This is a genomic window from Streptantibioticus parmotrematis (genome assembly GCF_019890615.1).
In the GTDB taxonomy this organism is placed as follows: domain Bacteria; phylum Actinomycetota; class Actinomycetes; order Streptomycetales; family Streptomycetaceae; genus Streptantibioticus_D; species Streptantibioticus_D parmotrematis.
Genome location: NZ_JAINVZ010000025.1, coordinates 26,892 through 49,067, shown reverse-complemented (window position 1 = coordinate 49,067; position 22,176 = coordinate 26,892). Strand labels below are relative to the sequence as shown.

20 protein-coding genes and 1 pseudogene are annotated in these 22,176 nt (G+C 73.0%); 8 read left to right on the top strand and 13 right to left on the bottom strand.

The genetic code is table 11. From position 1 onward, the window contains the following. Positions 1 to 99: 99 nt before the first annotated feature. The 7 genes and pseudogenes from K7472_RS27185 to ssd form a co-directional block, all read right to left on the bottom strand. Positions 100 to 372: pseudogene (locus K7472_RS27185) on the bottom strand (Rv3654c family TadE-like protein); the annotation flags it as partial. A 32-nt stretch (positions 373 to 404) separates the two neighbouring features. Next, positions 405 to 785 (bottom strand): TadE family type IV pilus minor pilin, encoded by a 381-nt coding sequence (locus tag K7472_RS27180; RefSeq protein ID WP_222981218.1) that lies wholly within the window; start codon positions 783 to 785, stop codon positions 405 to 407. Further along, on the bottom strand, positions 772 to 969 hold the full coding sequence (locus K7472_RS27175; protein WP_252396317.1) for a DUF4244 domain-containing protein: 198 nt from the start codon (positions 967 to 969) through the stop codon (positions 772 to 774). The genes K7472_RS27180 and K7472_RS27175 overlap by 14 nt, the downstream gene beginning before the upstream one ends. A 305-nt stretch (positions 970 to 1,274) precedes the next feature. Then, the gene (locus K7472_RS27170) at positions 1,275 to 2,057 is read right to left on the bottom strand and encodes a type II secretion system F family protein (RefSeq protein WP_222981217.1); all 783 of its coding nucleotides are present in this window, start codon (positions 2,055 to 2,057) and stop codon (positions 1,275 to 1,277) included. After that, positions 2,054 to 2,986 (bottom strand): type II secretion system F family protein, encoded by a 933-nt coding sequence (locus K7472_RS27165; protein ID WP_222981216.1) that lies wholly within the window; start codon positions 2,984 to 2,986, stop codon positions 2,054 to 2,056. The genes K7472_RS27170 and K7472_RS27165 overlap by 4 nt, the downstream gene beginning before the upstream one ends. After that, entirely contained in the window at positions 2,986 to 4,161 is a 1,176-nt protein-coding gene (locus K7472_RS27160; RefSeq protein ID WP_252396329.1) for a TadA family conjugal transfer-associated ATPase, read from the bottom strand. The genes K7472_RS27165 and K7472_RS27160 overlap by 1 nt, the downstream gene beginning before the upstream one ends. A 29-nt stretch (positions 4,162 to 4,190) precedes the next feature. After that, positions 4,191 to 5,480 (bottom strand): septum site-determining protein Ssd, encoded by a 1,290-nt coding sequence (ssd, locus tag K7472_RS27155; protein ID WP_252396316.1) that lies wholly within the window; start codon positions 5,478 to 5,480, stop codon positions 4,191 to 4,193. 1,304 nt (positions 5,481 to 6,784) lie between these two features. Between ssd and K7472_RS27150 the strand changes: the two genes are divergently transcribed. Continuing rightward, a complete protein-coding gene (locus K7472_RS27150; RefSeq protein ID WP_222981215.1) occupies positions 6,785 to 7,612 on the top strand; it encodes an HAD family hydrolase in 828 nt (275 codons plus the stop codon). 713 nt (positions 7,613 to 8,325) lie between these two features. On the opposite strand, the gene K7472_RS27145 is transcribed toward K7472_RS27150, so the two are convergent. Beyond that, on the bottom strand, positions 8,326 to 9,177 hold the full coding sequence (locus tag K7472_RS27145; protein WP_222981214.1) for a Fic family protein: 852 nt from the start codon (positions 9,175 to 9,177) through the stop codon (positions 8,326 to 8,328). A gap of 100 nt (positions 9,178 to 9,277) precedes the next feature. Between K7472_RS27145 and K7472_RS27140 the strand changes: the two genes are divergently transcribed. The 6 genes from K7472_RS27140 to K7472_RS27115 all read left to right on the top strand — a co-directional run bounded on the left by K7472_RS27140 (position 9,278) and on the right by K7472_RS27115 (position 16,020). Continuing rightward, on the top strand, positions 9,278 to 10,267 hold the full coding sequence (locus K7472_RS27140) for an ATP-binding protein (protein WP_222981213.1): 990 nt from the start codon (positions 9,278 to 9,280) through the stop codon (positions 10,265 to 10,267). 215 nt (positions 10,268 to 10,482) lie between these two features. Further along, positions 10,483 to 12,489, top strand: a complete 2,007-nt coding sequence (gene acs / locus K7472_RS27135; protein ID WP_222981212.1) for an acetate--CoA ligase — start codon at positions 10,483 to 10,485, stop codon at positions 12,487 to 12,489. 268 nt (positions 12,490 to 12,757) lie between these two features. Beyond that, complete coding sequence (gene nhaA, locus K7472_RS27130) at positions 12,758 to 14,197, top strand: Na+/H+ antiporter NhaA (protein ID WP_308014106.1); 1,440 nt, start codon at positions 12,758 to 12,760, stop codon at positions 14,195 to 14,197. A gap of 44 nt (positions 14,198 to 14,241) precedes the next feature. Beyond that, a complete protein-coding gene (locus K7472_RS27125; protein ID WP_222981211.1) occupies positions 14,242 to 14,718 on the top strand; it encodes a phage holin family protein in 477 nt (158 codons plus the stop codon). A gap of 81 nt (positions 14,719 to 14,799) precedes the next feature. Next, a complete protein-coding gene (locus K7472_RS27120) occupies positions 14,800 to 15,720 on the top strand; it encodes an alpha/beta fold hydrolase (protein ID WP_222981210.1) in 921 nt (306 codons plus the stop codon). Between the two features lie 117 nt (positions 15,721 to 15,837). Next, positions 15,838 to 16,020: a hypothetical protein gene (locus tag K7472_RS27115; RefSeq protein WP_222981209.1), complete on the top strand. Its 183-nt coding sequence runs from the start codon at positions 15,838 to 15,840 to the stop codon at positions 16,018 to 16,020. 87 nt (positions 16,021 to 16,107) lie between these two features. Here the strand turns inward: K7472_RS27115 and K7472_RS27110 are convergent, their stop codons facing one another. The 3 genes from K7472_RS27110 to nth are packed head-to-tail and all read right to left on the bottom strand — an operon-like array spanning position 16,108 to position 19,109. Next, on the bottom strand, positions 16,108 to 17,310 hold the full coding sequence (locus K7472_RS27110) for a MarP family serine protease (RefSeq protein WP_222981208.1): 1,203 nt from the start codon (positions 17,308 to 17,310) through the stop codon (positions 16,108 to 16,110). Positions 17,311 to 17,322: 12 nt separating this feature from the next. Then, positions 17,323 to 18,009: an NUDIX hydrolase gene (locus tag K7472_RS27105; protein WP_222981207.1), complete on the bottom strand. Its 687-nt coding sequence runs from the start codon at positions 18,007 to 18,009 to the stop codon at positions 17,323 to 17,325. Next, positions 18,006 to 19,109: an endonuclease III gene (gene nth / locus K7472_RS33545; RefSeq protein ID WP_222981206.1), complete on the bottom strand. Its 1,104-nt coding sequence runs from the start codon at positions 19,107 to 19,109 to the stop codon at positions 18,006 to 18,008. The genes K7472_RS27105 and nth overlap by 4 nt, the downstream gene beginning before the upstream one ends. Positions 19,110 to 19,391: 282 nt before the next feature. Between nth and K7472_RS27095 the strand changes: the two genes are divergently transcribed. After that, the gene (locus K7472_RS27095; protein ID WP_109454545.1) at positions 19,392 to 20,066 is read left to right on the top strand and encodes a Crp/Fnr family transcriptional regulator; all 675 of its coding nucleotides are present in this window, start codon (positions 19,392 to 19,394) and stop codon (positions 20,064 to 20,066) included. Positions 20,067 to 20,207: 141 nt separating this feature from the next. Here K7472_RS27095 and K7472_RS27090 read toward each other — a convergent pair whose 3' ends face one another. Both K7472_RS27090 and K7472_RS27085 read right to left on the bottom strand, forming a co-directional pair. Next, positions 20,208 to 21,032, bottom strand: a complete 825-nt coding sequence (locus tag K7472_RS27090) for an MBL fold metallo-hydrolase (protein ID WP_222981205.1) — start codon at positions 21,030 to 21,032, stop codon at positions 20,208 to 20,210. After that, entirely contained in the window at positions 21,032 to 22,018 is a 987-nt protein-coding gene (locus tag K7472_RS27085; RefSeq protein WP_222981204.1) for an NUDIX hydrolase, read from the bottom strand. Before K7472_RS27085 ends, K7472_RS27090 begins: the two co-directional genes overlap by 1 nt. Positions 22,019 to 22,176 lie beyond the last annotated feature (158 nt).

Genomic DNA, 22,176 nt, shown 5'->3' with positions numbered 1-22,176 from the left:
GTGGGGTGCGTTGGGAACCGGCTCCACTGCGGCCCACGGCGGGCCCGCGCGGGAGCGGACCCGGGCGGGGCCGGTGAACGCGCCCAGCGCTCCTCGCGCCTGCGCCACGACGTCGGCCACTTCACCCCGCACGACGCAGGTCACCAGCACCACGCCCTGCGCCCGCGCCACCCGTCCGGCGTCATCGCAGGCCGCCTTCTCGCCGTCCAGCGCGTGGTCCGCCGCCGCCAGCGCCGCCAAGTCGGCCGCGCCGCCCGCCCGATGGCGGGCCGCGACCGCTTGGCCGAGCGCGAGCAGTGCGGCGAAGACGACACAGAGCGCTCCGGTCACCACGACCGCCCAGACGGTGGCGGAACCCCGGTCGCCGGACATCCCACGACGTCCGCCGAGGCACGGGTTCCCGTTCATCGGACCGCCTCCTCCGCCAGGGCGACCGCGTCGGCGCCCACCGGCACCGACAGCAGTCCGGCGAGCCTGCCCGGGCCCAGCGACCGCGCCGCCACCCGCACCCGCACCAGGTCTCCCTCGCGCCGCAGCACGACCTTCGCCCCGGGAGGCCCGGCCGAGCGGGCGGCGGCCATCGCGGCCTCCGGCGGTTCCGAACGCGCCGCCGCCCGCGCACCGGCCCGCGCGGCGTCCACGCAGCGGATCTGCGCGGCGGCCGTCATCAGCCCCCACAGCAGCATCCCGGTGAACACCACCAGCACCGGCAGCACGACCGCCGCCTCGGCCGTCACGTACCCCGCGTCGCCGGGCCTGCCGCGGCAGGCCTCAAAGCGCCACATCGAGGGCCCTCTTGATCATTCCGCTGAGCGCCGAAGCGACCGCGCCACTGGTCACCACCTTGTAGAGCACGGCCGCGAAGGCGCAGGCGGCCAACGTGCCCACCGCATATTCCGCGGTCGACATCCCCGCCTGCGCGGCCTCCCCGCGCATCGCGTCCCACCGGCGCCGCATCCAACTGGTCATCTCTTCCTCCTGAGTTCGTGTGTTCGTCGCGTTCGTCGCGTTCGTTCGTCGCGTTCGTTCGCCGCGCTCGTTCTGTGCGCGTGTTCTGCGCGCGTGTTCTGCGCGCGTGTTCTGCGCGCGTGTTCTGCGCGCGTGTTCTGCGCGCGTGTTCGCATCGGCTCGTCCGTCGTCGCCGCGCACGGGTGAGCCATGTCCCGTGCCCGGCCTCCTGTTGTGTCCGCCCGGGCGGCGCGAAGGCTGTCGTCCGACGCCATCGGTGCCGGTGCTTTCGCCGCCCTGCCCGGCTCGGTGTCCGCTCGCTCGTCTCACTTCATGTGCGCCATCCCCTCCGCCAGCCCGATCAGGACGGGCACCACGCCGACGACCAGGAAGGCGGGCAGGAAGCACAGGCCCAGGGGTGCGGTGGCCACGACTCCGGCACGCCGCGCCCTCGCCCCGGCCGCACGGGTCCGCTCCGCGCGGTAGCCACTCGCCAGCCGGGAGACCGTCGCCACCGGTGGCACCCCGGACACCGAGGCCCTCGCCATCCACCGCGCCAGATCCCGCGCCTGCGGCACCGCCGCCAGTCGCTCCCAGCACTGCGCGGGATCGCCGCCGAGCCGCACTTCCGCCGCCACCCGCCGCAGCGCCTCGCCCATCGGCCCGTCCACGCTGCGTCCCACGGCGTCCGCCGCCGCTGCGGGCGCGGCTCCGGCCGCCAGGCACGCGGCCAGCAGCTCCGCGGTGAGCGGCAGTTGACGTGCGACCGACTCGTCCTCGGGCGGTGGTGTGCGGGCGTGCGCGGTGCGTTGCCGGCGCCGTATGCCGTACGCCCCGGCGAGTCCCAGCAGGCACCCGGCCACCCCGCCGACCAGCACGACCGCGGCGCAGCCGACGCCGACCGGCGCGGCCCACTCGCGTCCCACCGCCCGCGCCCGCCCGTTCAGCCGGGGCGTCCGGGGCCGTCGGACGCGGGCGATGCCCAGGAGCAGTTCGCGTCGCCGCCGTGCGAGCCGGCCGCGGCGGGCATCCACCAGCCCGACCGTCATCCACAGGACTCCGGCTCCGCCCAGGAACGTCATCCCCAGGCTGTGGACAACCTCGCTCATGTCCCCTCCTCCGCCGCGCGCACGATCCGGGCGGTCCACACCAGCCCGGCGGTCTCCAGCGCTCCCCCGACCAGCAGGCAGCCCAGCCCGGCCGCGGTCCGCAACAGCACCCGGAACGGATCCGCGCCCATCGCGCACCCGAGCAACAGCCCGAAGCCCGGCAGCAGCGCGAGCATCGCGGCGGTGGCCTTCGACCCGGCCAACTGCGCCCGCAGGTCCTCGCGTTGGTCCCGCTCGGCCCGCAAGGCCGCCGCCACGCGGTCGAGTCCGTCGGCCAGCCCGCTGCCGCCGTCCGCCGCGACCTCCCAGCAGGCCGCCGCCCCCGCCAGGCCCTCCGCTCCCGGCATCCCGGCCGCCCGGCGCAGCGCCACCGGGACGTCGCCGCCGAACCGGGCCGCCGCCAGCAGCGGGGTCAACGCGTCGTGCGCGCCGTCCGGACCGCCCGGGGCCCGCAACCGCTCCACGGCCTCGGCCAGCACCACCTCGGGAGGACGCCCGGCACGCAGTTCCCCCGCCACCGCGCCGCACAGCCCGGCGATCGCGTCCCGCCAGCCTTCCGCCCTCAACCTGCGCTCCCGGGACCGCAGTTGCCGTCCCAGGCCGACCGCCGCCAGCAGACCCGCCAGCGCCGGAACAGGCGAGTGCGCGGGAACCGACAACACCAGTCCCGTCGGCACGCACAGCGCCTCACGGCCGATCCGTGTGCCGAGCCGCTTCTCGGCCCAGCCACGGCCGCGTTCCAGCACCGCCAGCGTCCGAGCGCGGCACGCACGCCATCGGGCTCCGGCCTGTGGCACATCGGCGTGTGCACCGGCCTCGGCGAACATCAGCCGTGCCCGGCGTACCGCCTCGTCCTGCCGGTGCAGCCACCAGACCGTCGCCGCGGCGCACAGCACCCCGCACCACACCGCGACCAACTCGACGCCCATCACCCGGCCCCCCGTTCGCACAGCCCGGCGAACCGCTGCCAGCCGCGCTCCCGCACGTAGCGGCCGTCCCGGCCCCGCACCACGGCCGGAACCGTGAAGACCAGCCCCGCGCCGTCCCGTTCCAGTACGTGGATCTCCGCGAGCCTGCGGCAGCGCGAGCGGTCGCGGGCCAGGTGCACGACAACCGACAGCGCCGCACCGAGCTGGCTGTGCAACGCCATCCGCTCCAGCCCCGCCGTCGAACCGAGCGCCTCCAACCGGGCCGGCACATCACCCGCGGCGTTGGCGTGCACCGTGCCGCAACCTCCCTCGTGGCCGGTGTTCAACGCCGTGAGCAGATCGAGGACTTCGGGCCCACGCACCTCGCCGACCACCAGCCGGTCCGGCCGCATCCGCAGCGCTTGCCGCACGAGATCGCGCAACGTCACCAGGCCGACGCCCTCCTGGTTGGCCGGCCGGGTCTCCAGGCGCACCACGTGCGGATGGTCGGGCCGCAGCTCCGCCGAGTCCTCCGCCAGCACGATCCGCTCGCCCTGGCCGACCAGCCCCAGCAACGTCGACAGCATCGTGGTCTTGCCGCAACCCGTGCCGCCGCTGATCAGGAACGACAGCCGCGCGTCCACGACCGACCGCAGCAGCCTGGCGGCCTCCGCGTCCATCGAGCCCGCCGCCACCAGTTCCTCCAGGGTGAACGCCCGGCCCCGCACCACCCGCAACGACAGACACGGCGCCCCGACCGCCACCGGTGGCAGCACCGCGTGCAGCCTCGTCCCGTCCGGCAGCCGCGCGTCGACCCAGGGCCTCGCGTCGTCCAGCCTGCGTCCGGCGGCCGTCGCGAGCCGCTGCGCCAGCCGCCGCACCGCCGCCGCGTCGCGGAACCGCACCCCCGTCCGCTCCAGCCCCGCGCCCCGGTCGACCCAGACCTCGTCCGGCCCGTTGACCAGCACGTCGGTGACCCCGGGTTCCGCGAGCAGCGGTTCCAGCAGGCCCGCGCCGACCATCTCCGAGCGCAACGCCCGCACCACCGCCAACACCGCCGTGTCGCCCAGCAGCCGCCCCTGCGCCCGCAAGGCGGCGGCCACCCTGGCCGGAGTGGGCTCTTGGCCCGACTCGGCGAGCCTGAGCCGCACCGCGTCCAGCAACGCGCCCGCGTCCTCCGAGCCGAGTCCACCCAGGGGTTCGGCGTTGCCCGTCTCCGTCGTGTTCACGCCGTCACACCCCCTCGGCTGCGCAGCGCGTCGTCGAGGAAGGCCGCGCTGAAGCGCGCGAGCGGACCGCGCCCGGCCGCCCCCGGCGGAGCCCCCGACTCGACCGCCTCCAACAGGCCCTTCTCCGGCGGAAGTTCTCCTGCCACCGGAAGCCGCAGCAGCCGCGCGATCTCGGTGGTGTCCAGCCCCGAGGGAAACGGTCCCCGCGTCACGACCCGCAGGTCCCGCAGCATCATGCCCACGCGCGACGCGACCCGGTCGGCCGCCGCCACCGCCCGCAACTCGGCCGGGACGACCAGCAGCCCGACATCGATCTGCGACAGTGCCTCGACAACGGCGTCGTCCATCCGTCGCGGCAGGTCCACCACGACCACGCCCCCGCGCCGCCGTGCCGCGCCCAGGACGGAACGCATCGCGTCGGCACCGATCATCACGGAGTCGCCACGGTCCCAGCTGAGGACGCTGAGGTCGTGCAGCCTGGGCAACGACTCCTCCAGGGCGCCGCCGCTGACGCGACCCTGCGCCTCGACGAGGTCGGGCCACCGCAGCCCCGAGACGCGTTCACCGCCGAGCAGCACGTCCAGGCCGCCGCCGAGCGGATCACCGTCCACCAGCATCGTGCGGCGGCCGGAACGCGCGGCGGTCACCGCGAGGGCACAGGCCAGCGTGCTGGCCCCGGCACCGCCCCGGCCGCCCACCACGCCGACCGTCAGCGCCGTCTCGCCGACGCCTTCCGCCGCGTCCGCGATGCGGTCGACCAGCCAGCGTTCGGCGTCCGGCAGGAAGAGCACGTGGTCGGCGCCGATGTCCACCGCCCGACGCCAGACGTCCTGGTCGTCGAGGTCCCGCCCGATGAGCAGCACCCCCGGACGCCGCTGGGCCCGGCGCACCGCCGCCGAGCAGTCGTCCCCCACCAGCACCAGCGGGGCCGCCTGCCACGTACCCGGGTACGGCGGCGGTCCGAAGGAGACCTCCGGTTCCGCGCCCGCAGCGGCGCACAACCGCAAGAGGTCGTCGAGGAGTTCCTCGTCCTCGGTGACGATCAGCGGCGCACCGGGCCGCCGCTCGTGGAGCCCGCGTTCGGTCCCGGCGGTGTCGGGCGTGGTGGGAGCGTGCCGGGGCTCGCCGCGCCGGGGTGCGAGGGGATCGTGCGGGGCACCCTGCCGACTCGGCCCACCGTGGCTGCCCCATCCGTCCAGGGGCGCAGGCTCGGTCCGGCGAGGCTCGGTCCGGCGAGGCTCGGTTCGATCGGGCTCCGCTCCACCGCCTCCCTGGGCTGCCGCCATCGCGACTCTCGGCGCAGCCGTTTCTCCGTTCGGACCGTGTGCGTGGTCCGGCCCGTCGAGGGCCGCCCTCCGCCCGATCGCACGGGCTCCCAGCGGCCAGCCGGTGGCGTTCGCGTCGCGCTCGGGGACGGCCACGGCCGCGGCCGCCGCATTCCCGTCACCGACCGGAAGGACGGGCGTGGTGGGGACCGGGGCACCGTGTTCGCGGCCGTACGCCGTTGCTGGGCGCAAGGCACGTGGTGTGCCGTCCGGCCAAGTCCAGACGTCAGCGGTGGATACGGGAGGAGTCAGCGCGGACGCGGAAGGGGCTGGGGCGGACACGGGAGGGGGCGGCTGCGTACGAGCGCGGTCCTGGCCCGGGGCGAGAGGCTCCCAGGCACTGGCACTGGCCTCGGCGCCACGACCGGGCGGACCCGCTCGCCCTTCACCGTCTCCCCACGGCTGTGCCCGCTCTCTTTCGCCACCGGGGCCCCCGCCCGCGCCGAGGCCCCCACTCGCACCGCGCCCGCCAACGGGACCCCGGACTTCCGGCGCCGCTCCGAACGCGAAGGCTGGAACCGGGCCACCGGCGGCGCCCGGTCCGGCTCGGCCGCCTGCCCATTCCACCCCGCCTCCACAACTCCCCCGCGCGTCCCGCCCTTCCTCTCGTACTTCCGTCTGATCCGGTCCGCGCTTTCCGGCCTCCGCGCTCATTCCGAAGAGTCCGGACTTCACCGGCCATCCGCTTGCGGAAGGCGCGATTCCCCGTACCGCGTGCTTCGCTTCTTGCCCTGCAGGCCCGTTCCAGCCGACGCGTTCCCGATGCGCGGGCGAGTTGGATTCGGTCATGGCCCCTCACTTCTCTCGTTCGAGCCGCGTACCTCGCGGCTCTTCACGGTGAAGGGCGCCCGGGAATCGTGGGGATCTTGGTGGAAAACAGGGGATAACTCGGCCCTTGTGGAGAACTTCGCCACCCACACGGGTGAGTTCTCGGCAGCCCGGCAACGATTACAGACCGTCACACGTCGTACCAGTCGACGGACCGGGAGCGGAACGGAGAGGAGAGGTCGAAATGACCATGAAAGAGGAAGCGCGTCGGCTTACCGGGCGGCGGCATTGGGGCCCCGACGTGCGACGACCTGGATCCGGACATGCGACGACCCCCGCCGGGGGGGAGAGCGGGGGTCGTCCCCACGGCCGACTCGGGGGGGGAGGAGCCGGACCGGGTTAGCACGGTCGCGAACGATCCGTGACTTCCATGGTGTACCCGAGAGCCTTCTCAGGCAAACCCACGCGCCTGAGCTTACGCCGAATGGTGGGTGCCTATGCTCGTCCTCGTGGAAAACCACTCCTTGCCGCGGACCGCCGCCTTCTTTGATCTCGACAAGACGGTCATCGCGAAGTCGAGCACGCTGGCCTTCAGCAAGTCCTTCTATCAAGGGGGTCTGATCAACCGTCGGGCCGTCCTACGTACCGCCTACGCCCAGTTCGTCTATCTGCTCGGTGGCGCGGACCACGATCAGATGGAGCGGATGCGCGAGTACCTTTCCGCGCTCTGCCGGGGGTGGAACGTACAACAGGTCCGCGAGATCGTCGCCGAAACGTTGCACGATCTCATCGATCCTCTCATCTACGACGAGGCCGCCTCGCTCATCGAGGAGCACCACGCCGCCGGTCGGGACGTCGTGATCGTCAGCACCTCCGGCGCCGAGGTCGTCGAGCCGATCGGGGCCATCCTCGGGGCCGACCACGTGGTCGCGACCCGGATGGTGGTGGAGGACGGGCGCTACACCGGCGAGGTGGAGTACTACGCCTACGGCGAGAACAAGGCCAAGGCGGTCGCCGAGCTGGCCGACACCGAGGGGTACGACCTCGCGCGGTCGTACGCGTACAGCGACTCGGCGACGGACGTGCCCATGCTGGAGTCGGTCGGCCACCCCTACGCGGTCAACCCGGACCGCGCGTTGCGCCGGGAGGCCGTGGCGCGCGAGTGGCCTGTGTTGACGTTCAGCCGTCCGGTGCGGCTGCGGCAGCGGGTGCCGTCGTTGCCAAGCCGTCCGGTCCTCGCGTTGACGGTCGCGATGGCGGGAGCCGCGTTCACGGCCGGCCTGCTCTGGTACGTCTCGCGCCGCCGCAGGCCCGTCCTCTCCTAGGCCCGCCCGGGCCGGACCGCCAGGCCTGACGCGGCCAAGACGCCGCGAACCCTCACCTGCCCGCCCCGGCCTCACAGCCTCTCAGTGGCGAACGTCCAGAAGCGGGGCGGGCCTCATCAGCGGTACGTGGGGCCCGAATTGTTCCACCGGTTCGCGATAAGTACCAATAGCGGCATTAGTTATTGATTGAGGGCAAAAGTAAAGAAGAGCAAGCGGGGGTTCCGCTTCCCGAGGGAGCGGAGTAGAAAGGACTCAACGGCCCGCGAGACCACGGACATCCGAGAGGACCCCCGTCGATACAGGCCCCACGGACCGAGCACGTACATCGGGCACCCACGCGAAGCCAGCCCGCTGACCGGGTAGCCGACCAGGCGCCGGGCGAAGTCCCCGACCTGATGGGCATGTGAGTGCACGCATGGTCACTTGATGTACGTGCCAGCGGCGGTACCCACGGGTACCGCCGCAACCCTGTCCAGGCCCCTCTCCGGCCTCCGGGTAGAACCCTCCGCCTCGGCAGGCAGGCCGAGCGGCACCGCGCGGCCGGCTTTCGACCCGCCCGGCGACGCGTTCACGCCCTCGGATCCGTACGAGCCGCACGCCACGGGCCCCAACGCACCACAGCCCGCAGGCCCGGGGCCGGGACGCCGCACCGCCGCGACTTCCCGCCTCCTCTGAGCGAGCCTTCCCGCCTCCCCTGGGCACCCCCGAAGGGCCTACGCCGCTCCCCGCTGCAACGCCTCGCAGACCGCCGTGCTCTCGCGCACGCCGAGCCCGACCGCCTGCGCGCAGTGGGCGATCCAGAACGCCATGCCCTCCGGAGTGCCGGAGGCGTAAGCCTCGACCGCCTTCAGGTACTCCGCCCGGCCCAGCTCGGCGTGGCCCACTTCCGCCGGGCAGACCGACTTCGGGTCCAGGCCCGAGCCGACGAGCACGATGCGCTCGGCCGCCCGTGCGACCAGGCCGTTGTGCGTGCCGAACGGCCGGAGCGCGAGCAGTTCACCGTGGACCACGGCGGCCACCACGAGCGCCGGGGCGTCGGTGCCCGCGAGCAGCAGCTCGGCCAGGCCGTCCAGCCGGGCGCCCACCTCCGCGGGTTCCGGCAACGGCAGCGTGGCGAGCGACTCCTCGTCCACCGTCTCGCCGGCCTGCCGCGGGCGCCCCACCGTCTCGTCCGGCGCGATGCCACCCGCCGCCACGAGGTGCAGCCTGGCCAGCGTCTGGAGCGGTGACTGCCGCCACACGCTGAGGAGTTGGCCCGCCTCGGCGGTCAGCCGCAACGCGGCGCCGACCGTGCGCGACTCGGCGTCGGAGCTGAAGTCGCTGCGCCGGCGCACCTCCTCCAGCGGCCAGTCCGCCCCGCTCAGGGCGGCCGAACCGCGCGCCCCCCGCAGAGCCGCCTCCGAGGTGATCTCGTTGGAGCGCCGCCGCATCACCCGGTGCCCGTAGACCCGGTCGACCGCCTGCCGCACCGAGTCGACGGACTCCGGGACGCCGGGCAGCGAGCCCAGCACCGCGAGCGGATCGGCCGAGGGGCCGGGGGTCGCTCCCCGGGAGTACGAAGTCATGGTGTCGACCCTACGCATAGGTGACCCGGACCCCTCAATGGAGTGGTCTTCATCACCGGAGTGCGTACCTCGTGACACCGGCAGCGCTAATCTCCTGAACATGAAGATCGCTTTCGTTGGCAAGGGCGGGAGCGGTAAGACCACGCTCTCCTCTCTGTTCATCCGGCACCTCGCCGCGGCGCGGCTGCCCGTCGTCGCTGTCGACGCCGACATCAACCAGCACCTCGGCCCGGCGCTCGGGCTCGACGAGGACGATGCCGCCGCGCTGCCCGCGATGGGCGCCCACCTGCCCGAGATCAAGGAGTACCTGCGCGGCGCCAACCCGCGCATCGCCTCCGCCGAGACCATGATCAAGACCACCCCGCCGGGGCACGGCTCACGCCTGCTGCGGGTGACCGAGGACAACCCGGTCTACGCGGCCTGCGCCACGACCGTGGACCTCGACGGCGGCCCGGTGCGCCTGATGGTCACCGGTCCGTTCAACGAGTCCGATCTCGGCGTGGCCTGCTACCACTCCAAGGTGGGGGCGGTCGAGCTGTGCCTGAACCATCTGGTCGACGGGCGCGGCGAGTACGTGGTGGTCGACATGACGGCGGGCAGCGACTCGTTCGCGTCGGGGATGTTCACGCGGTTCGACATGACGTTCCTGGTCGCCGAGCCGACGCGCAAGGGTGTCGCGGTCTACCGCCAGTACAAGGAGTACGCGCGGGACTTCGACGTGGCGCTGCGCGTCGTCGGCAACAAGGTGCAGGGCCCGGACGACCTGGCGTTCCTGCGCGACGAGGTGGGTGACGACCTGTTCGCGACGGTCGGGCACTCCGACTGGGTCCGCGCGATGGAGAAGGGCCGTCCGCCGCGCTTCGACCTGCTCGAGGAGGCGAACCGCGAGACCCTGCGGCGCCTTCAGGAGGAGGCCGACGCGAGCTACGAGCACCGCGACTGGGCCCGCTACACCCGGCAGATGGTCCACTTCCACCTGAAGAACGCGGAGAGTTGGGGCAACGAGCGCACGGGCGCGGACCTCGCGGCACAGGTCGACCCGGAGTTCGTGCTGGCGGAGTCGGCGGCGGACACGGCCGCGGCGCGCTGACCGGAGCGCCGACCGGGGCGACGCCCCGCCCACCCCGCCCCCGCGCGATCCCGCCCCAACCGCCCCCGCTGGTGCGATCGCCCGAACCTCCCGCCCCTGAAAACCGACCCATCACCCGGAAAAGGAGCACAGGTCTACACCAATCGTCTGAGGGCCCTTGTCAGCACGTCTTTGGCCTGGTGAGGTAGGTCCGGGACAGATAGGGCAATCCTCGGATGCCCTGCGGCCGAACGAACACCCGAGCCGACAAGGGGAGATGGCGCGTGAGCAGCAACGAGAGCCTGGCCAACCTGCTGAAGGAGGAGCGGCGTTTCACTCCGCCGGAGACGTTGGCCGCGTCGGCGAACGTGACGGCGCAGGCATACGAGCAGGCCGCTGCGGATCGGCTGGGGTTCTGGGCGGAGCAGGCGCGCCGGCTGTCGTGGGCGACCGAGCCGCAGCAGACGCTGGACTGGTTGAACGCACCGTTCGCGAAGTGGTTCGCCGACGGCGAGCTGAACGTCGCGTACAACTGCGTGGACCGGCACGTCGAGGCGGGGCTCGGCGACCGCGTGGCGCTGCACTTCGAGGGCGAGCCGGGCGACACCCGGACGGTGACCTACGCCGAGTTGAAGGACGAGGTCTCCCGGGCCGCCAACGCGCTGACCGAACTCGGCGTGCGCGCCGGGGACCGGGTCGCGGTCTACCTGCCGATGATCCCGGAAGCCGTCATAGCCATGCTGGCCTGCGCCCGTATCGGCGCGCCGCACTCGGTGGTCTTCGGCGGGTTCTCGGCGGACGCGGTGGCGTCCCGGATCCAGGACGCCGACGCGAAGATCGTCATCACCGCGGACGGCGGCTGGCGGCGCGGCAAGCCGTCCGCGCTCAAGCCCGCCATCGACGAGGCGGTCGCCTCCTGCCCCCAGGTGGAGCACGTCCTGGTGGTGCGCCGCACCGGGCAGGACGTCGCCTGGGACGAGAGCCACGACGTGTGGTGGCACGAGGTCACCGAGCGGCAGTCGACCGAGCACGAGCCGCAGGCGTTCAACGCCGAGCACCCGCTGTTCATCCTCTACACGTCCGGCACGACGGGGAAGCCCAAGGGCATCCTGCACACGTCGGGCGGGTACTTGACGCAGGCCGCGTTCACCCACCACGCGGTGTTCGACCTGAAGCCGGAGACGGACGTGTACTGGTGCACGGCCGACATCGGCTGGGTGACGGGGCACTCGTACATCGTCTACGGGCCGTTGGCCAACGGTGCCACGCAGGTGCTGTACGAGGGCACGCCGGACACCCCGCACCAGGGGCGGTTCTGGGAGATCGTGCAGAAGTACGGGGTGAGCATCCTGTACACCGCGCCGACGGCGATCCGTACGTTCATGAAGTGGGGCGACGAGATCCCCGCGAAGTTCGACCTGTCCAGCCTGCGGGTGCTGGGGAGCGTCGGGGAGCCGATCAACCCCGAGGCGTGGATGTGGTACCGCAGGAACATCGGCGGGGACCGGTGCCCGATCGTGGACACCTGGTGGCAGACCGAGACCGGCGCGATGATGATCAGCCCGCTGCCCGGGGTGACCGCGACCAAGCCGGGCTCGGCGCAGACCCCGCTGCCCGGGATCGCGGCGACCGTCGTGGACGACGAAGGCCGTGAGGTGCCGGACGGCGCGGGTGGCTACCTGGTGCTGACCGAGCCGTGGCCGTCGATGCTGCGCACGATCTGGGGCGACGACCAGCGGTACGTCGACACCTACTGGTCCCGGTTCCAGGGGCGGTACTTCGCGGGTGACGGGGCGAAGAAGGACGACGACGGCGACATCTGGCTGCTCGGCCGGGTGGATGACGTGATGCTGGTGTCGGGGCACAACATCTCCACCACCGAGGTCGAGTCCGCCCTCGTCTCGCACCCCAAGGTCGCCGAGGCGGCCGTCGTCGGAGCGGCCGACGCGACGACCGGCCAGGCCATCGTCGCGTTCGTCATCCTGCGCGGCAGCGCCCAGGACAGCGACGAGCTGACCGCGGAACTGCGGGACCACGTCGCCAAGGCGCTCGGGCCGATCGCCAAGCCCAAGCGCGTCCTGACCGTCGCCGAGCTGCCGAAGACCCGTTCCGGCAAGATCATGCGACGGCTGCTGCGCGACGTCGCCGAGAACCGCGAGCTGGGTGACGTCACCACCCTCACCGACAGCACGGTCATGGACCTCATCCAGACCAAGCTGCCGACCGCCTCCAGCGAGGACTGACACCCACACGTCCACGCGCCCGCGCGACGACGCGGCGAGATCGGGACGAGGGGTGTCCGGCGACCGCGCCGGGCACCCCTCACCCGTTCCGCCGCGCCGGGCACCCCTCGCCCGTCCGCCGCGCCGGGCACCCCGTCACCCGTTCCGGTTAAGCTGGGGGCGCCGCGTCAAGGTCGCGGCAGAGTTTCGACGGTGCGCCGGGAAGTCTGGTCGGCACGGCGTACGCGACCCCGCGTACGCCCGGTGACAGACCTGGAGGCCGACGCCCGTGACGCAGCCCCGCCGTCGTTCCGTCTTCCTCGGACGCATGCCGTTGCCCGAGCGGAACTTCGTGGCGGACGCGTTGCGCACCGAGACGGTCGGCGGTGTGCTGCTGCTGGTCGCCGCCGTGCTGGCGCTGGTGCTGGCCAACACCCCGCTCAGCCACGGCTACGACACCGTGCGGGACTTCGCCTTCGGGCCCGCCGCGTTGCACCTGCACCTGAGCGTCGCGGCCTGGGCCACGGACGGGTTGCTCACCCTCTTCTTCTTCGTCGCCGGGATCGAGCTGAAGCGCGAGCTGGTCGCGGGCGAGTTGCGCGAGCCGTCCGCCGCCGCGCTGCCGGTCGTCGCGGCCGTCTGCGGCATGGTGGCGCCCGCGCTGGTCTACTTCGTCGTCAACGCCACGAGAGGCGGTGACCTGAAGGGGTGGGCGGTGCCGACCGCCACCGACATCGCGTTCGCGCTGGCGGTGCTGGCCGTGATCGGGACCGCGTTGCCGTCGGCGCTGCGGGCGTTCCTGCTGACGCTCGCGGTGGTGGACGACCTGCTCGCCATCCTGATCATCGCGGTCTTCTACACCTCCACGATCCACTTCCCCGCGCTGGGCCTGGCCGTCGCCGGCCTGGTGGTCTTCTGGGTGCTGCTGCGCAAGCGGGTGCGCGGGTGGTACGTGTACGTGCCGTTGGCGCTGGTCATCTGGGCGGCGATGCACGCGAGCGGCGTGCACGCGACGATCGCGGGTGTCGCGATGGGCCTGATGCTGCGGTGCGACGTACCGGCGGCGGGCCGGGAGCCCCGGGAAGAGCCCGGTCCGGGCCCCCTGACGCAGGCGCCGCCGTCGCAGGCCGAACGCGTCGAGCACCTCGTGCGGCCGTTGTCGGCGGGGGTGGCCGTGCCGTTGTTCGCCGTGTTCGCCGCCGGGGTGTCCCTGTCCGGGGGTGCGCTGCGCGGGGTCTTCACCAGCCCGGAGACGCTCGGGGTGGTCCTCGGCCTGGTCGTCGGCAAGGCGGTCGGCATCTTCGGCGGCTCGTGGCTGGCGGCCCGCTTCACCAGGGCGGAGCTGAACCCGGAGCTGGCGTGGGCGGACGTGTTCGCCGTGGCGTGTCTCGCCGGGATCGGCTTCACCGTCTCGCTGCTCATCGGTGAACTCGCCTTCCCCGGCGACCCGGTGCTGGCCGCGGAGGTCAAGGCCGCGGTGCTGGTCGGGTCGGTCATAGCGGCCACCGTGGCCTGCGTCCTGCTGAAGCTGCGCAACACCAGGTACCGCGGGCTGTGCGCGGAGGAGGAGCGCGACGACGACGAGGACGGCATCCCCGACGTCTACGTGAGCGACCGCCCGGAGTACCACCTGCGGATGGCCGAACTGCTGGAGGCGAAGGCCGCCGAGCACCGGCGCCTCGCAGAACTGGCCGGGCGCGTGACGAACGGGGACGATGGTCCGGCATGATCGATGCATCAATGCGTGAACCGACAAGACGACGGAGGGACGCGATGAGCGCATCCGACCAGGCCGACGAGCGGAGCCTCGGCCAGCTGGTCGCGGCGGCGACGGCGGAGATGTCCGCACTCGTGCACGACGAGATCGCTCTCGCCAAGGCCGAACTGCGGCAGGACGTCAAGCGGGCCGGCATCGGCGGTGGCGCGGGGGCCGCCGCGGGCGTGCTCGGGATGTTCTCCCTGCCGATGTTCTGCTTCGCGGCGGCGTACGGGATCCACAACCTCGGGCTGGGCCTGGCCTGGTCGTTCCTGATCGTCGGCGGCGCCCTCGTGCTCCTGGTCGGGGTGCTGGGGCTCTTCGCGGCCACCAAGTTCAAGAAGGTCAAGCCGCCGGAGAAGTCGATCGCCTCGGTCAAGCAGACCGCGGCGGCGCTGCAGAACGTCAAGCCGCACCCCCGCGAGGTCGGCTCCGCGGAGCACCCGCAGCTGACCGTGACGCCCACCGGCGTCACCGTCGAGCGCAGCGCCTGACCGGCCAAGGGGCCGTCGGGGCCGACGGAGACCGACCGGAGGAGGACGCGCCGTCGCGTCAGATGTGACACGCTCTGCGACATGACGGTGGCTGACTCAACAGGCGTACGCGTCGACGGCCCGTGGACGCACCGCGAGGTCGCGGCCAACGGTGCCCGCTTCCACATCGCCGAGATGGGGGACGGCCCGCTGGTGCTGCTGGTGCACGGCTTCCCGCAGTTCTGGTGGGCGTGGCGGCACCAGCTCGTCGCGCTCGCCGACGCCGGGTTCCGCGCGGTGGCGATGGACCTGCGCGGCGTCGGGGGCAGCGACCGCACCCCGCGCGGTTACGACCCGGGGAACCTGGCGCTGGACGTGACCGGGGTGATCCGTTCGCTGGGCGAGCCGGACGCCGCGCTCGTCGGGCACGACCTGGGCGGCTACCTCGCGTGGACGGCGGCCGTGATGCGGCCGAAGCTGGTGCGGCGGCTGGCGGTGTGCTCGATGCCGCATCCGCGCCGGTGGCGTTCCGCGATGCTGGCCGACTTCCGGCAGTCCGCCGACAGTTCGTACATCTGGGGCTTCCAGCGGCCCTGGCTGCCCGAGCGGCGGCTGGTCGCGGACGACGCGGCGCTGGTCGGGCGCCTGGTCCAGGAGTGGTCGGGGCCGAAGCCGCTGGACGACGAGGCGGTGGAGACGTACCGCAGGGCGATGCTGATCCCGTCCACCGCGCACTGCTCGATCGAGCCGTACCGCTGGCTGGTGCGGTCGATGGGGCGGCCGGACGGCGTGCAGTTCTACCGCCGGATGAAGCGGCCGGTGCGGGTGCCGACGCTGCACCTGCACGGTTCGCTTGACCCGGTGTCGCGGACCCGCAGCGCGGCCGGTTCCGGGGAGTACGTGGAGGCGCCGTACCGCTGGCGGCTCTTCGACGGGCTGGGGCACTTCCCGCACGAGGAGGACCCGGTGGCGTTCTCGACGGAGCTGGTCAACTGGCTGAAGGACCCCGAGCCGGACCGCTGAGGCACCTGACCATCCGCTCGTACGACTACCTGACGATATGCCACATGCCGCGCGCATAGGCCAATTGGCCCAGCGGGAGGAGGTTATCGACCATCAGGCCCGGGCACCTTGCTCGGTATGGGCTGGACGCACGACTACCGTGACGTATCACGCAACCACCTCGGCACCGCCGCCTCGGGACGCCCCGCGCCTCCCGCGGCCCTGGCCGACCGGGGGCAGTTGCTGCCGCTGCCGCGCATCCTGCGCCGCCGGGCTCGCTGGGTCGGCGCCCGGCTTCGGCACACCGCCCGCACCCCGTGAGGGCGCTCCGCCGCACCCCGTGAGGACACAGCGCCGCACCCCGTGACCGAGGCGCCCGAGCCGCTCACCTCATGAAACGCGCGGCCCTCAGAGCGCGCATCCCTGGGTGTCGACCTGTCTGGTGGCCGTCCTGCCCGCCGTGATGTCCGAGCGGACCTCGTGGGCGGTCAGCGCGTACCCGGTCGAGTCGTCGTCCAGGGACTTGGCGAAGACGATGCCGTAGACGCGGCCGTCCGGGGTGAGCAGTGGCCCGCCGGAGTTGCCCTGGCGGACCTCGGTGTAGAGCGAGTAGACGTCACGGCTGACGTTGCCGCGCCGGTAGATGTCCGGGCCGTGCGCCTGGATGCGGGCGCGCACCCGGGCCGCCTGGACGTTGTAGCCGCCGTTCTCGGGGAAGCCCGCGACGATGGCGCCGTCGCCGGTGTGCGCGGGCGACATGTCGAACTTCAGCGTGGGCGCGTCGAGTGACGGCACGTCGAGTACGGCGATGTCGCGCTGCCAGTCGTACAGGACGACCTTGGCCTGATACAGCCTGCCGTCGCCGCCGATCTGCACGGTGGGGGCGCTGACCCCGCCGACCACGTGCGCGTTGGTCATGACGTGGTGCGGCGAGAAGACGAAGCCCGAGCCCTCGATCACCTTGCCGCAACCGGGCGCCGTCCCGACCACCTTGACGATGCTTCGGCGCGCCCGGGATGCCGTCGCGCCGGTCGCGAGCGCCGGGTCGGGCGCCGGGACCGAGGTGATCGGCTCGGTGGAGAACGGGGTGAAGACCTGTGGGAAGCCGTTCTGCGCGAGGACGGAGGAGAAGTCGGCGAACCACATGTCGGCGCGCTCGGGGATCATCTGGGAGACGCCGGTCAGCACCTTCGAGGCGCGTACCTCACGGCCGATGGTGGGCAGCGCGGTGCCCGCGAGCGCCGAGCCGATCAGCCAGGCGACCAGCAGCATCGCCAGCACGTTGACCAGCGCGCCACCGGTCGCGTCGACGGCCCGGGCAGGTGACCAGGTGATGCGGGTGCGCAGCTTGTTGCCCAGATGGGTGGTGCACGCCTGGCCCACCGAGGCGCACACGATGACGGTCACCACGGCGGCGATGGCGGAGGCGGTGCCGGGCTGGGTGCCGGTGCCCATCACCTGGTCCCACAGCATGGGCAGCACGTAGATGGCGATCAGACCGCCGCCCAGGAACCCCAGTACCGACAGGATGCCGACGACGAAGCCCTGCCGGTACCCGATCACGGCGAACCACACAGCGGCGAGCGACAACAGGACGTCCAGCGCGTTCACCGGAACACCGTCTCACGCGCCGGCGCTCAGAGGGACTTCCTTCCCCCGGTCCCAGGGCCGTTCCCAGCCGGAGAAGTGCAGGATACGGTCGATCAACCCGGCCGTGAACCCCCAGACCAGGACATCGCAGACAGCGAAGGCGGGCCCTCGGAAGCCGCTCGGATGTGTGACCGTCGTACGGTTCGCCGGGTCGGCGAGGTCCGACAACGGAACGGTGAACACCCGCGCGGTCTCCGCCGGATCGACCGCCCGCACCGGCGTCGGCTCCCGCCACCAGCCCAGCACCGGCGTCACCACGAAACGGCTCACCGGGATGTACAGCCGAGGCAGTACGCCGAAGACCTGCACGCCCGCCGGGTCGAGGCCGGTCTCCTCGTACGCCTCGCGCAACGCCGCCCGCACCGGGCCCTCGCCCTCCGGATCGCCGTCCACCGGGTCGAGCGCGCCACCGGGGAACGACGGCTGCCCGGCGTGCGAACGCAGCGACCCGGCGCGCTCCAGCAACAGCAGCTCGGGCCCTCGCCGCCCCCCTTCGCCCTCACCCTCACCGAACAGCACGAGGACGGCGGACTGGCGGCCCCCGGCGTCCGGCGGCAGGAAGCGGCTCAACTGCTCCGGGCGGACCGAGGCGGCCGCGTCGGCCACGGGCGCCAGCCACGACGGCAGACCGGTGACGTCCGTGCCCGGTGCGCCCGTCACTCCTGCCCTGCCGGGGGCTGCTCCAGCGGAGGCGCGGGCGGGCCGGGGAAGCCGGCCGGGGGCTTCAGGCGCTGGCCCGGGGCGCCCGCCAGCTCGTACTTCAGCAGCTTGCGCGCCTTGTCCGGGTCCGTCTCGCCCTCCCCGTACGACGGGCACAGCGGCGCGACGACGCAGGCACCGCAGGCGGGCTTGCGGGAGTGGCAGACGCGGCGGCCGTGGAAGATCAGGCGGTGCGAGAGCATCGTCCACTCGGACTCGGGGAAGAGCGAGGCGACGTCGCTCTCGACCTTCTCCGGCTCCTGGGAGTCGGTCCACCCGAAGCGGCGGGCGAGCCGCCCGAAGTGGGTGTCGACCGTCAGCCCCGGGACCCCGAACGCGTTCCCCAGCACCACGTTCGCCGTCTTCCGCCCCACGCCGGGCAGCGTGACCAGGTCCTCCATCCGGCCCGGCACCTCGCCGTCGAACCGGTCGCGCAGCGCGGCGGACAGCCCCAGCACGGACTTGGCCTTCGCCCGGAAGAACCCGGTCGGACGCAGGATCTGCTCCAGCTCCTCGGGGTCGGCGGCGGCCATGTCCTCCGGAGTGGGGAACTTCGCGAAGAGCGCGGGGGTCGTCTGGTTGACGCGCAGGTCGGTCGTCTGGGCGGACAGCACGGTGGCGACCAGGAGCTGGAAGGGGTTGTCGAAGTCCAGCTCGGGGTGGGCGTACGGGTAGGCGTCCGCCAGCTCCCGGTTGATCCGGCGCGCCCGGCGCACCAGCGCGGTGCGGGACTCGGGCTTGCGGGGCTTTCCGGCGGGGGCGGCGGCCGGAGCGGGCGCCTTCTTCGCGGCGGAGGCGGTCTTCTTGGCGGGAGCCGCCTTCTTGGCCGGGGCCTTCTTCGCGGCGGAGGCGGCCTTCTTGGCGGGAGCCGCCTTCTTGGCCGGGGCCTTCTTCGCGGAGGCCTTCTTGGCTGCCGTCGCTTCCTTGGCCGTCGCCTTCTTGACCGCCGTCTTCTCTCCGGGCGTCGCCTTCTCGGCCGCAGCGGTCTTCTTGGCCGCGGCCTTCTTCGCGGGCGTAGTCCCCCCGGCGGGAGCCGCCTTCTTCCGGGCTTGTTCGCTCACAGCGGAATCTGGGGTGGCGGTCACCCGTTCGGACCCGCCACCCTGCCGCTTCTTCTGCGCACTTGGGCTATCAGGCACCCGGCCAGCCTAAGCCCGCGCACCGACAACCACGGTGGACGACAGCCGTTCGGCCCGGATCAGGGCCGTCATCCGGACGGGATTGCGACCCCCGCGCACGCGGGCACCCCGTCATAGGTCACACTTGTGATCGATAGCACTGTTTTGCCTTCCGGCATGATGGGGACTGCCAACCGGACGGTGAAGTCAACAAGGAGAGACCTCGTGGACGACGTTCTGCGGCGCGCACCGCTCTTCGCGGCGCTCGACGACGAGCAGGCCGCTGAGCTGCGCGCCTCCATGACGGAGGTCACGCTCGCGCGTGGCGACTCGCTCTTCCACGAAGGCGACCCGGGCGACCGGCTCTACGTGGTCACCGAGGGCAAGGTGAAGCTGCACCGCACCTCGCCCGACGGGCGCGAGAACATGCTCGCGGTGCTGGGCCCCGCCGAGATGATCGGCGAGCTGTCCCTCTTCGACCCGGGCCCGCGCACCGCCACGGCGACCGCGCTGACCGAGGTCAAGCTGCTGGGCCTGGGCCACGGCGACCTCCAGCCGTGGATGAACGCCCGCCCCGAGGTCGCCGTCGCGCTGCTGCGGGCCATCGCCCGACGCCTGCGGCGCACCAACGACAACATGTCCGACCTGGTCTTCTCGGACGTCCCCGGGCGCGTGGCCAAGGCGCTGCTCGACCTGTCGCGGCGGTTCGGCGTGCAGTCCGACGAGGGCATCCACGTCGTGCACGACCTGACGCAGGAGGAGCTGGCGCAGCTCGTCGGCGCGTCGCGCGAGACGGTGAACAAGGCGCTGGCGGATTTCGCGGGGCGCGGGTGGCTGCGGCTGGAGGCGCGGGCGGTCATCCTGCTGGACGTGGAGCGGCTGGCGAAGCGGTCGCGTTAGCCTTTCGGGCTTTTGCGGGGCGGGTGCGGCTGGGGTGGATCGTTCCCCCCACCCACCCGCCCTTTCTCATGGGGGCTCCGCCGGAAGGCGCCGCGCGCACTCCCCCGCGCGCCCCGCCCCCGTCGGCGCAGACTCCCCGCCTCAGATCAACCCGTGCTCGCGCAAGTAGTCCAGCTGGGCGCGGACGGAGAGTTCCGCTGCCGGCCACAGGGTGCGGTCCACGTCCGCGTAGACGTGGGAGACGACCGCCTGCGGGGTCGTGTGGCCCTCTTCCACCGCCGTCTCGACCTGGGCCAGGCGGTTGGCGCGGTGGGCCAGGTAGAACTCGACCGCTCCCCTGGCGTCGGTGAGGACCGGGCCGTGGCCGGGCAGGATCGTTTCGACGCCGCCTTCCACGGTCAGCGCCTGGAGCGCGCGCAACGAGTCCAGGTAGTCGCCGAGCCGCCCGTCCGGGTGCGCGACGACCGTCGTGCCGCGGCCCAGCACCGTGTCCCCGGTCAGCACCGCGCCGTCCGCCGGGATCTCGAAGCACAGGGAGTCCGCCGTGTGGCCCGGCGTGGCGACGACCCGCAGTTCCAGGCCGCCCACGGTGATCACCTCACCGGCGGTCAGCCCCTCGTCCCCCAGCCGCAGCGCCGGGTCCAGCGCCCGTACCCGCGTCCCCGTCAGCTCGGCGAAGCGGGCCGCGCCCTCCGCGTGGTCGGGGTGGCCGTGGGTCAGCAGCGTCAGGCCGATCCGCTTGCCGGACGCCTGCGCCGTCGCGATGACGTCGCGCAGGTGACCCTCGTCGAGCGGACCGGGGTCGACGACCACCGCGATCTCGGAACCGGGCTCCGACATCAGCCAGGTGTTCGTCCCGTCCAGCGTCATCGCCGACGAGTTGGGCGCCAGCACGCAGACCGCGCGTTCGGTGGCGGGCCCGCCGATCGTGGGCCGGGGGGAGCCAGGGGGTATCGCGGCCGTCATCACTCGGCTCCTCGTCGCGTCGCGGAATCGCCGGAGGCACCGGAACCGCCGGAGGCACCGGAAGCCCTGTCCGCGGCGGGGACTTCGGCCCCGGGTACGCCGTCGCCGCCACCGGCGCCGCCCGGCTTCGACGGCACGTGCCTGGTGAACTCGTCGTGGCCCGGCCAGGTCAGCTCGACCTCGCCGTCGACCAGCCGGGCCCGCGCCAGCACCGGCGTCAGGTCCCGTTCGCCCGAGGCCGCTGCCGCCTCGGCCACCGTCGCGTACGGCAGCAGCGAGCGCAGGGTGGCGATGGTCGGCGGCATCATCAGCAACTCCGCCCGGTCGTAGCCGTCGACGGCGTCCCGGGGGGACATCCACTCGGTGCGGTCGGCCTCGCCGGACACGTCGCGGGTGCGCTGGCCCTCGGGCAGCGCGGCGACGAAGAACCAGGTGTCGTACCGCCGTTCCTCGAACTCCGGCGTGATCCAGCGCGCCCAGGGCCCCAGCAGATCGGAACGCAGCACGAGTCCGCGCCGGGCCAGCACGTCGGCGAACGACACCTCGCGGGCGACCAGCGCGTGACGGTCGGCCTCCCACGCGTCGTCCGTGGTGTCCGCCACCACCGTCGCGCCGTCCGGCCCGGCGAGCAGTACCCCGGCCTCCTCGAACATCTCGCGCACCGCGGCGCACACGATGGCCTGCGCCACCCGTTCATCGACGCCGAGCCGTTCGGCCCACTCGGCCAGCGGCGGGCCCGCCCAGCCCAGCGGCCGTTCGTCGCGCGGATCGACGCCGCCGCCCGGATACGCGTACGCGCCCCCGGCGAAGGCCATGGAGGCGCGTCGGCGCAGCATGTGGACCTGCGGACCCCGGGGGGTGTCGCGCAGCAGCAGGACGGTCGCCGCCCGCCTCGGTTCGACCGGGGTCAGCCGCCCGTCGGCGTGGGCCCTGATCCGGTCGGGCCAGGAGGCCGGGAACCACTGTCCGCCGCGCGTCATGGTCATGCCCGGATGGTATCTCCCCGTACATGCGTACGGCCCGGACGTCGCTACGGCCGGGACATCCGTACAGCCCGGACAGCAGTACGGCCCGGGCCCAGCGGCGCGAACGCCACTTCCGGCCCGGGCCGTCCCGGTACGCCCGTGCGGTCGGTCAGGTCCTG

Bases quoted from the DNA above. Each gene is read 5' to 3' on its own strand.
- K7472_RS27180 (WP_222981218.1), bottom strand. From the start codon at position 785: ATGTGGCGCTTTGAGGCCTGCCGCGGCAGGCCCGGCGACGCGGGGTAC.
- K7472_RS27175 (WP_252396317.1), bottom strand. From the start codon at position 969: ATGACCAGTTGGATGCGGCGCCGGTGGGACGCGATGCGCGGGGAGGCC.
- K7472_RS27170 (WP_222981217.1), bottom strand. From the start codon at position 2,057: ATGAGCGAGGTTGTCCACAGCCTGGGGATGACGTTCCTGGGCGGAGCC.
- K7472_RS27165 (WP_222981216.1), bottom strand. From the start codon at position 2,986: ATGGGCGTCGAGTTGGTCGCGGTGTGGTGCGGGGTGCTGTGCGCCGCG.
- ssd (WP_252396316.1), bottom strand. From the start codon at position 5,480: ATGGCGGCAGCCCAGGGAGGCGGTGGAGCGGAGCCCGATCGAACCGAG.
- K7472_RS27150 (WP_222981215.1), top strand. From the start codon at position 6,785: ATGCTCGTCCTCGTGGAAAACCACTCCTTGCCGCGGACCGCCGCCTTC.
- K7472_RS27145 (WP_222981214.1), bottom strand. From the start codon at position 9,177: ATGACTTCGTACTCCCGGGGAGCGACCCCCGGCCCCTCGGCCGATCCG.
- K7472_RS27140 (WP_222981213.1), top strand. From the start codon at position 9,278: ATGAAGATCGCTTTCGTTGGCAAGGGCGGGAGCGGTAAGACCACGCTC.
- acs (WP_222981212.1), top strand. From the start codon at position 10,483: ATGCCCTGCGGCCGAACGAACACCCGAGCCGACAAGGGGAGATGGCGC.
- K7472_RS27125 (WP_222981211.1), top strand. From the start codon at position 14,242: ATGAGCGCATCCGACCAGGCCGACGAGCGGAGCCTCGGCCAGCTGGTC.
- K7472_RS27120 (WP_222981210.1), top strand. From the start codon at position 14,800: ATGACGGTGGCTGACTCAACAGGCGTACGCGTCGACGGCCCGTGGACG.
- K7472_RS27115 (WP_222981209.1), top strand. From the start codon at position 15,838: ATGGGCTGGACGCACGACTACCGTGACGTATCACGCAACCACCTCGGC.
- K7472_RS27090 (WP_222981205.1), bottom strand. From the start codon at position 21,032: ATGACGGCCGCGATACCCCCTGGCTCCCCCCGGCCCACGATCGGCGGG.
- K7472_RS27085 (WP_222981204.1), bottom strand. From the start codon at position 22,018: ATGACCATGACGCGCGGCGGACAGTGGTTCCCGGCCTCCTGGCCCGAC.